9 protein-coding genes are annotated in these 9203 nt (G+C 41.2%); 3 read left to right on the top strand and 6 right to left on the bottom strand.

Going from position 1 to position 9203, the window contains the following annotated elements:
- Positions 1 to 629 precede the first annotated feature (629 nt).
- From JMX75_RS12595 to JMX75_RS12585, 3 genes are all read left to right on the top strand, one after another.
- The gene (locus JMX75_RS12595; RefSeq protein ID WP_011514563.1) at positions 630 to 890 is read left to right on the top strand and encodes a DUF4212 domain-containing protein; all 261 of its coding nucleotides are present in this window, start codon (positions 630 to 632) and stop codon (positions 888 to 890) included.
- Between the two features lie 4 nt (positions 891 to 894).
- On the top strand, positions 895 to 2763 hold the full coding sequence (locus JMX75_RS12590) for a sodium:solute symporter family protein (RefSeq protein WP_201532540.1): 1869 nt from the start codon (positions 895 to 897) through the stop codon (positions 2761 to 2763).
- A gap of 293 nt (positions 2764 to 3056) precedes the next feature.
- The gene (locus JMX75_RS12585) at positions 3057 to 3602 is read left to right on the top strand and encodes a hypothetical protein (RefSeq protein WP_201532539.1); all 546 of its coding nucleotides are present in this window, start codon (positions 3057 to 3059) and stop codon (positions 3600 to 3602) included.
- 90 nt (positions 3603 to 3692) lie between these two features.
- Here JMX75_RS12585 and JMX75_RS12580 read toward each other — a convergent pair whose 3' ends face one another.
- The 6 genes from JMX75_RS12580 to JMX75_RS12555 form a co-directional block, all read right to left on the bottom strand.
- Positions 3693 to 4298 carry a rhomboid family intramembrane serine protease gene (locus JMX75_RS12580; protein WP_020444371.1) on the bottom strand — a complete coding sequence of 202 codons (606 nt, stop codon included), beginning with the start codon at positions 4296 to 4298 and terminating at the stop codon, positions 3693 to 3695.
- Positions 4299 to 4334: 36 nt separating this feature from the next.
- Positions 4335 to 5387: a 5'-nucleotidase gene (locus JMX75_RS12575; RefSeq protein ID WP_201532538.1), complete on the bottom strand. Its 1053-nt coding sequence runs from the start codon at positions 5385 to 5387 to the stop codon at positions 4335 to 4337.
- Positions 5388 to 5552: 165 nt separating this feature from the next.
- On the bottom strand, positions 5553 to 5771 hold the full coding sequence (locus tag JMX75_RS12570) for a dodecin family protein (protein WP_041753268.1): 219 nt from the start codon (positions 5769 to 5771) through the stop codon (positions 5553 to 5555).
- 144 nt (positions 5772 to 5915) lie between these two features.
- Positions 5916 to 7205 (bottom strand): TRAP transporter large permease, encoded by a 1290-nt coding sequence (locus JMX75_RS12565; RefSeq protein ID WP_181210867.1) that lies wholly within the window; start codon positions 7203 to 7205, stop codon positions 5916 to 5918.
- Positions 7202 to 7729: a TRAP transporter small permease gene (locus JMX75_RS12560; protein ID WP_011514570.1), complete on the bottom strand. Its 528-nt coding sequence runs from the start codon at positions 7727 to 7729 to the stop codon at positions 7202 to 7204. The genes JMX75_RS12565 and JMX75_RS12560 overlap by 4 nt, the downstream gene beginning before the upstream one ends.
- A 16-nt stretch (positions 7730 to 7745) precedes the next feature.
- The gene (locus JMX75_RS12555) at positions 7746 to 8804 is read right to left on the bottom strand and encodes a TRAP transporter substrate-binding protein (RefSeq protein WP_020444375.1); all 1059 of its coding nucleotides are present in this window, start codon (positions 8802 to 8804) and stop codon (positions 7746 to 7748) included.
- Positions 8805 to 9203: the final 399 nt, after the last annotated feature.

Here is a 9203-nt window from a genome sequence, read left to right as displayed (position 1 = left end):
CAACTAAGGTCTTAGTATACTATTGTCTCAGAGTTATGATATCTATTGGCTTCTACTAACATAAGTTAGTTATAGTTTCTACAAGACACATATTTAGTTACATAAAGTAAATAAAATTTATTTATTGTTAAATAAGTCAATATTGTATATATTCCTAATAAGTTTATAAAAGCTGCTTGCAATACTTATCGGCATGAATGTATTTCTAATTATTAAAATAATGTCATCGGGAAGATGATAATAATAAGACAGAGGATTGTCAGCGAGTACCGACCCCTCCTCTTTACACATCATTATTCCATATAATAAATTTAATCGACTGTCTCAATATCTATTGTTGAATGATTAGATTTTGAGCGACTAACCTCGACTCTTATCCTTTAACTTTTATAACAGTCATATCGAGTAATTTATCCTCGGTGTCTGTATCGTTTACACTGGAAAAGTTGGTTCATATTTTGATAATGTTGGGTTACTTATCCTGATTGATCGCTCTGCTTTAGTCTTTCATCTACCGTTTTTATGGTTGTAAGACACTGTTTTCACAATAAGATAAACACTAAAGCCCAGGGACTTGTCAGACTCAGATCAGTGACCTTGTTTTTATGTTAGGCAAAAGGAGTTGTCCTATGGAGAACCACAACGATTCATCAGGTTATTGGCGCGCCAATCTCCGTCTCATTAAAGTCAGCCTCGTCATTTGGGCTTTAGTCTCTTATGGTTTTGGCATCTTGCTACGTCCATTATTGTCAGGTATTAGAATAGGTGGTACTGATATAAGCTTTTGGTTTGCACAACAAGGTGCTCTTATCGTATTTATCGCCCTCATCTTTTTCTATGCATGGCGCATGAATAAACTAGATAAACAATATGGTGTAGACGAGGAATAGCCCTATGAGTCAATTTACGATTAATATCATTTTTGTAGGTCTGTCCTTCGCTTTATACTTCGGTATCGCTTGGTGGGCACGTGCAGGTTCGACCAGTGAGTTCTATGTTGCTGGCGGCGGTGTACATCCTGTTGTTAACGGTATGGCAACTGCCGCTGACTGGATGAGTGCAGCGTCATTTATCTCGATGGCTGGTATTATCGCCACGGGTGGTTATGCTGCATCAACTTATTTAATGGGTTGGACGGGTGGTTATGTTCTACTCGCCATGCTCTTAGCACCTTACCTACGTAAATTCGGTAAATTCACAGTTCCTGATTTTATCGGCGACCGCTTTTATTCTAAAACCGCTGCTATGATTGCCGTTGTTTGTTTGATTATCGCATCAACCACTTATGTTATCGGTCAGATGACCGGTGCTGGTGTGGCATTCTCACGCTTCTTAGAAGTTGACAGTACCACTGGTCTGATTATTGCGGCTGTTGTTGTATTCTTCTACGCCGTACTTGGTGGTATGAAAGGGATTACCTACACGCAGGTTGCGCAGTATGTGGTTCTTATGATTGCCTATACGATTCCTGCCGTCTTTATCTCACTTGAGTTGACGGGTAATCCAATTCCAGGTCTTGGTTTGTTCTCAAACCATGTTGAATCAGGCATTCCTATCCTAACCAAGCTTGACCAAATCGTCGTAGACTTAGGCTTTACCGCTTATACCGCTGACGTACCGAACAAGCTAAATATGGTGCTATTTACGTTATCACTGATGATTGGTACCGCGGGTCTACCTCACGTTATTATTCGCTTTTTCACGGTTCCTAAAGTTGCGGATGCGCGTTGGACAGCTGGTTGGACGTTGGTATTTATCGCGCTCCTATACTTCACTGCCCCAGCAGTAGGTGCAATGGCGCGTCTAAATCTAATCAATACTGTTTATCCACAAGGTGTTGACGCTCCTGCTATCGAATATGATCAACGTCCAGATTGGATGAGAACATGGGAAGAAACCGGTCTTATTAAGTATAACGATTTAAATAACGACGGTCGTATCCAGTTGTATAGTGATAGTGGACTTGGTGCAGCAGAGCTAGCATTGGCTGCCGCTACTACTGATGGCGGCGATGTTGCTGCTGCAACGACTACCGTTGAAAAAGCAAAAGCGGAACATGCTTTAGAGCGTGATGGTGTGTTTGTTGATAGAGGTTGGGCAGGTAACGAGCTGGATGTCAACGCTGACATCTTAGTATTGGCTAACCCAGAAATCGCACAGCTACCAGGTTGGGTTATTGGTCTTATCGCCGCAGGTGGTTTGGCAGCAGCGCTATCTACAGCAGCTGGTCTACTCCTCGCCATCTCATCAGCGATCAGTCATGATTTAATTAAACGTAACCTTAATCCAAATATCACTGATGCAGGCGAGCTAAAAGTCGCACGTATCACGATGGCTATTGCGCTTGTGGTTGCTACCTACTTAGGTATTAATCCACCAGGATTTGCTGCACAGGTCGTTGCATTAGCCTTTGGTATTGCTGGTGCCTCACTGTTCCCTGCATTGATGATGGGTATTTTCTCTAAACGTATTAACAACTTGGGCGCCATCGCTGGTATGCTCACAGGTTTGATTAGCATCTTAGTTTATATCTTCATCTTTAAAGGCTGGTTCTTCGTTACAGGTACAGCAAACTTCCCTGATACTGAAGAGTACTGGTTGTTTGGTATCTCACCATTATCATTTGGTGTGATTGGTGCCTTGCTTAACTTTATCGTAGCATTCGCAGTGTCTTATGCGACTGCGCCACCACCAGCACACATTCAAGAATTGGTTGAAAGTGTACGTTCTCCACGTGGCGCTGGTGCTGCAGTAGATCACTAAGCTTCGATATAAGCTAGCAAATGAAGTGCAAATGACGTATGATTTTTTACAATAACATATCACTCACAGGCAGCAGCTGCTTGTGAGTGATTTTTTTATCCCAATCTGATCATGGGATATTTTTTACATACTATTCGTCCAATCATGATAATTTTACTCACCCCCCTTAAAAGTAAAAATAATGAGAAAGTTAAGCATGAGTGCCATGATAAATGTGCTTAAAAAGGCTGTACACATGATTTTATTTTTAATAATTGATATGAAATGCGCTGATTGCGTTAAGGAAAAGTCTTATGCTTTTTGAGTTTATCGCAACCATAGCGGCTGGGTTTGGTCTAGCTGGGATAGCACTAGTTATCACTCACCTCAGCAAACTTGCAGGTAAGAAAGCGCCAAGATGGCTTATTCCATTATTTGGTGCGATAGGTATTTTTGGCTTCCAAATAAGTCAAGAATATAGCTGGTTTGGTCAACAGCTTGCACAGCTTCCTGAAGGCGTTCATGTCGTCAAAAAAGTTGAAGAAGGTACGTGGTTTCGTCCATGGTCGTACGTTAAACCACAGACGTTACGCTTTATAGCGGCTGATAGCGGACACGCTCGTGCTAACGCTGATAACCCAGAGGTTTACTTGGTCAATCTGTATTTGTTTGAGAGACGTAGAAGTGTACAGCAAGTACCGCAAGTGATCGACTGTGCCGCCCCTGCTCGTGCAGACTATGTACTACAAGAAAAAAACAGTAAGTTAAGTATTGATGAGCATGTGAAACAAACGACTGCTTGGCGTCCATTAGAAAAAAATGATCCGCTATATATCCATGTTTGTATTAATAAAAAATAACTCAATCATTGAAGCCACTGTTAGCTGACTTATCGTTATCTTTATGAATTATTAAAAAGTCTGTCGAAATATATTTGCCGAAAAATAAGGCTAATAACGATTATTCACTTTCGTATAAGCATGTTTAGAATTGGCACCCAACAACAATCCGGCGCATAGACCACCAAAATGCGCCGCAAATGAGATACCTTGCTGCGGTATCAAACCTTGTTTGATCGTCAGCCAATAACCCGTACCCATCACAATGCAAGCAAGTAAATAGCCCCAACGCCTAGCGAACACTGCCCCACCTATCATAAACCCAAGCATCGCAAAACACAGCCCTGAAGCGCCGATATGAATCGTCAGTGGTGAAGCTATTATCCAAGTCATTATACCTGAGGCGATGATAAGCTTAAGAATAGTACGATAAGCGTTATTTTCAAATAAACCAAATAAGAACAAAATCTGCATCAGTGTCAGAGAATTTCCCACTAGATGTGAGAAATTACCATGCATCGTCCATGAGGCAAATACCCCTATCATACTGCCAATATCCAATGTTCTTGGTACGATACCAAAAATATTCCATAGACCAAAAAATACGGTGTCATTAAGAAAAAACATCACCCACATTGGTATCAGTACAAAAGCATATAGACCAAATACTTGCTTAATGCGTACGATTACAAGCGTTGCCAATTGCTGCCACTTCATCTACTGTTTTATCCTTTTTATCTTGTTAAACGCATGTTAATGACTGGTAGATAAAATCGTCGTTTCTACGGGTTTAAAAGATAGCGATGACGCATCTTTATTGGCAGTTAATATACTACTGGCGTGTAATAGTGAGGTTGAATGATAAGGCACTAGCGCTGTTGGTACAAAGCTACGAGCCGCATCGATATGCTTAACTGAATCATCAAAGAAAATATGCGGCGCAAATGTTTTAAGTACTGAAGTCTTTTCAAGCCCTCCTAGAAAAAACGCCATATCAATATCTACGCCCCAATTACGCAATGTTTTTATCGCTCGTAAGTCAGCTGGGGCATTGCGAGCCGTCACCAAGGCTATTTTCATCGGACAAGAATGCAGGCTTGCTGGCAGACGCTCTTGCATTTTGGACAGCTTAATCAATAACTCTGCATAAGGACCTTTTTCTATCGGTAAATCGCGCATTTTGGCTTCACGGTCATGAAAAGCTTGTAACCCTTTTTGCTTATAAAGCAGCTCTCCTGAATCATCAAATAACACTGCATCACCATCGAAGGCAATACGCAACTGCTTGGTATCCAACTCATAAGTATTGACTGGCGTAGCATCCAATATCGCACAGGCACAGATATCTGCATCTGCAACCTGCTGCGCATCTTCAAGATTGGTCGTCAAAAACAAATCTACATTAAAATCTTTGATATAAGGCGCAATAGGGCTGCCAGATATAAAGGCTGAACGCGAAATGGTTAACCCATGTTCACGTATTGCATTAAGGACTTGAATACCTGTATCAGGACTACTCTTTGAGACAATGACCACTTCTACCAAGGGTGCATTGACACCGTCATTCTTATTGTCACAATCATGACAATAATGATTTAAATTCAATAGTGCTTTAATCAGCGGATAACCTGCGCCAATGGTTAACGGGTCATTTTCACGCTCAGCCATATAGTTGCGGAACTCTTTAACGGCATCGCGGGGACGCTGCTGTAAAAGCGATATGAGATGATTCTCAGACTCTGACAAATCAAATAAAGCGGTTGCAGAAATCGCGACTATGAGCGTGTTACTAAAATCGACAGCCATAAATGTTTACTTCTATTCTAAATATTCAAAATGGTAGCGTTTTATTTTACTACATATATAGGCAAGCCGTGTGGCTACTCCTGCTAATCACAACAATCCTCAATATATTTTTTTATGACAAAAAAAAGACTGCAATCGCAGTCTTTTTTAGGTTTCAATCAACACTTAGCTAATATCAGTACCATCATTAATAACAAAGCTTACAATCATAATGACATGATATTTACTGATTTTTCCATCAGTAACCCCTACTTTTTGCTCTTTTATCCAAGCGCCTTCAACATTGTTGACGGTCTTAGAAATCCGCTCAATACCTTGTTGAATAGCATCTTCAAAACTGCTTTCAGAGGTACTACTGATCTCGATATTCTTAGCAATAGTCATAGTATTTCTCGCATCCATGTGATTCTAAAATGAGTGTGTTAAGACAAGCTTATCGTAGAGATGCTGTTTCAAAGCGATGTCTCTCAATTATTCTAGCGTTATACATAGTACGCAACAATGCTCCAGTGTTATTTTATGTAGGAATTAACTTAGTAGCACTAAAGATATCGCTGGAAACGCGACCAAAATGACTAAGCGAATCAAGTCAGAGACAATAAAGGGCATCACCCCCTTGAACATATCGGAAAGCTTAATATGTGGTGCCATTGCCTTAATCACAAAGATATTCATACCCATAGGCGGCGTGATTAATCCAAGCTCTACGGTTAATACTGCAATAATACCAAACCAAACCGGATCATAACCTAACGCAACAATGATTGGGAACACCACCGGAATCGTAATCACCAACATCGCTAGGGCATCCATGAACAAGCCTAACAGAAAGTACATAATCAAAATGCAGATCAATACTATCATTGGGCTAACTGCCAATGAACCAATCCACGTCGCCAAACTATAAGACAAGCGCGATACTGAGATAAAATAGCCTAGCGCTTCAGCACCAAGTAACATAAAGAAGACCACTGCAGAGAGGGCAAGCGTCTCAATTAATGATTGCTTAAGCCCCGTCATTCGCATGCCTTTGGCAAAAGCATAAGCCCATGATACAAAAGCACCAACTGCCGCGCCCTCTGTTGGGGTAAATAACCCAAAGAAAATACCGGCAATAATCACAATAAAAATAAAGCTAAAGGGAATAAGGCCGGTTAGGGAGATGAGCTTTTGTTTCCAAGAAGTAGGCTCTCCGCGCTGGGCCAAATGCGGCTTCCAGCGCACCATGATCATGACCGTGATTGAATACATCACCATGCCAAGCATCCCCGGCAAGAAACCAGCGATAAACATATCACCGACAGACTGCTGGGTTAGGATGGCATAAACCAGCAGTGCAATACTGGGCGGAATCATGATCCCCAAAGTACCACCAGCGGCTAAAATACCGCAGGCAAAGCCTGGCTGATAACCGTACTTCTCCATTTGTGGCAATGCTACTTTGGTCATGGTAGACGCAGTCGCCAATGATGACCCTGAAATGGATGCAAAGATACCGGATGAACCAATACCAGCAATACCTAGACTACCCCTAACACCACCAAAGATAGTTCGAGTAGCATCAAATAACTTCCCCGCCATACCAGAATGAGAAGCAAAGACACCCATAAGTATGAACAATGGAATAGCACTAAAATCATATTTCGCTAAAACATCAACAGGTAAGTCTTTGAGCATCTGCACAGCACCAATCGGTGCTGTCACGGCACCAAAGCCAACCAAACCAACACCAAGCATCGCAAGTGCAACAGGAACACGCAGCATGACCATCGCAATCATACATAACAAACCAATGGCACCAATAATTTCTGGACTCATGCGCCTGTCTCCTCAGCGTCAAAGAACTCGCCTGTTTTAAAGATGTTGATGGATTCGATCAATGAGCGAATGGCAAGTAAAACGCTTAAGAAGGCACTAATAGCGTAAATGGGCATCATAGATATTCGAAGGTCTTGGGTGACTTTGCCGTACTCTATTGCATCAAAAGCGCTTTCATAGAGACCCCATGCGAACACGATACCAATGATAAAGAACCCCATCATAAAGGTGCCCATCATGTAACCTTTAACGGCTTTTGACATCTTTTGTGTGAATACATCGACAATAATTTGTGAGCGTTCAACAAAAGCAGCAAAAGCACCAAGTAAAGCAAAGAGCATGAAGTAAGAGACAATCTCAACACTGCCTTTGACCGTAAATCCAAACTCACCACCGGTGAGCTTGAATACATAGCGGGCAATAACATCTAGCATGGTGGTCAGTACAATGATAATGAGACTGATACCACCAATGAATTGACATAACCTTGAAATGAGGATGCTCAGTTTAACTAAAAATACCATGCGAAACTCCTTTAGGTTAGACCTTACAGGCTGCACTGGCGGCTTTTGCTTTAGCATAAACGCCATCTGCATCTAGACCTAGCGCTTTAACATCAGCAAGATATTTATTGGTGCCTTTCTCAAGCGGTCCTTTCCAGTTAGGATCATTCAATGGATCAGGGATTTCAACGATTTCATCACCTTTTTTCCTAGCTGCTTCTATTGCCATATCATCATGTTTATCAAATACTTCACCAACCTTATTGGCAAGCGCCATACCTGAATTTTTATCCAGTACCTTTTTCAAATCATCCGGTAAACTCTCATATTTATCTTTATTCATAGTCACCATAAGCGCTGAACTATAAAAAGGAATATTGGTATGGTATTTGGTAATTTCGTCAATTTTAAAGGCGGTAACAGCTTCCCATGGAAAACTTAAACCATCAACGACGCCGCGTTGTAAAGAAGTATACATGTCATTGGCAGGCAAACCGACTGGTGAGGCACCCGCACTTTCAATAATGTCGCCAGCAACCGCAGAAGGACGACGAATACGCATACCTTTCATATCTTCAGGTGTACGAATTAATTTGTTCGTTGTATGCAACGCACCCGGTCCAGCACCATACATAAACAACATATGCGTATCTTCATATTCACCAGCTAAAGTACCATCTTCGTATAGAGTTTGGAGCATACAACCCATCTGAGTCGCTGAGTTTGATAAACCAGGAAGCTCAGTAATCTGAGTTAAAGGAAAGCGACCATTGGTATAGCCGTGTGCTTGTGAGCCAATATCTATCGTGCCTTTGGCAGCAGATTCATAAGTAACGTCTGCTTTAGCAAGACCAGCTGAAGGATATAACTCTACTTTTAAACGACCATTAGAATCTGCTTCTATTTGCTTAGCCCAAGGTTCAAAGACCTCTGTACTGATAGATGAGGTTGCTGGCCAAAAATGAGAAAAGCGCAATGTGGTTGTTTCTTGAGAAGTTGCTGCAGAAGCATCAGTACTATCAGAAGCTTGATTAGAACAACCTAGAAGGCTAATAGCTGCTAATGCACCTATTGAAAAAAGAGGAGCTAACTTCATTATCAATTCCTTTTGATAACCATGGATAGGGTATGAGTATTTACTAATAAGTTAATTATAAGGTCAATTTCCGTATAGACTCTATAAATGCTTTTAATTAACTAAAGTTGAAATACTCTTTAAAATTAGCAGCTATAACGATATAAGTCAAATCATTTTAAATGAATAACAAGTAATATATTGAATATAAGGTATAGCGATTTTCATAACAGAAAAAGCTTATTTGAGCCTTTCAACTACAAATAAACCCACCCCCAACCAAACTCCAGCCAAAAGAAAACCCCCAACGAATTAACGTTGGGGGTTATCTAGGAATAGAGAGCTGACGATGACCTACTCTCACATGGGCGAACCACACTACCATTGGCGCGACGATGTTTCACTTCTGAGTTCGGGAAG

The organism is Psychrobacter sp. LFX-11D (genome assembly GCF_904846475.1).
Lineage (GTDB): Bacteria > Pseudomonadota > Gammaproteobacteria > Pseudomonadales > Moraxellaceae > Psychrobacter > Psychrobacter cryohalolentis.
Note: the sequence above shows the minus strand (reverse complement) of the source record. Positions and strands in the feature narration are given on the sequence as shown.

Excerpts from the sequence above, each read along its gene's own strand:
- JMX75_RS12595 (WP_011514563.1), top strand. The coding sequence starts at position 630 with ATGGAGAACCACAACGATTCATCAGGTTATTGGCGCGCCAATCTCCGT.
- JMX75_RS12590 (WP_201532540.1), top strand. The coding sequence starts at position 895 with ATGAGTCAATTTACGATTAATATCATTTTTGTAGGTCTGTCCTTCGCT.
- JMX75_RS12585 (WP_201532539.1), top strand. The coding sequence starts at position 3,057 with ATGCTTTTTGAGTTTATCGCAACCATAGCGGCTGGGTTTGGTCTAGCT.
- JMX75_RS12580 (WP_020444371.1), bottom strand. The coding sequence starts at position 4,298 with ATGAAGTGGCAGCAATTGGCAACGCTTGTAATCGTACGCATTAAGCAA.
- JMX75_RS12575 (WP_201532538.1), bottom strand. The coding sequence starts at position 5,387 with ATGGCTGTCGATTTTAGTAACACGCTCATAGTCGCGATTTCTGCAACC.
- JMX75_RS12570 (WP_041753268.1), bottom strand. The coding sequence starts at position 5,771 with ATGACTATTGCTAAGAATATCGAGATCAGTAGTACCTCTGAAAGCAGT.
- JMX75_RS12565 (WP_181210867.1), bottom strand. The coding sequence starts at position 7,205 with ATGAGTCCAGAAATTATTGGTGCCATTGGTTTGTTATGTATGATTGCG.
- JMX75_RS12560 (WP_011514570.1), bottom strand. The coding sequence starts at position 7,729 with ATGGTATTTTTAGTTAAACTGAGCATCCTCATTTCAAGGTTATGTCAA.
- JMX75_RS12555 (WP_020444375.1), bottom strand. The coding sequence starts at position 8,804 with ATGAAGTTAGCTCCTCTTTTTTCAATAGGTGCATTAGCAGCTATTAGC.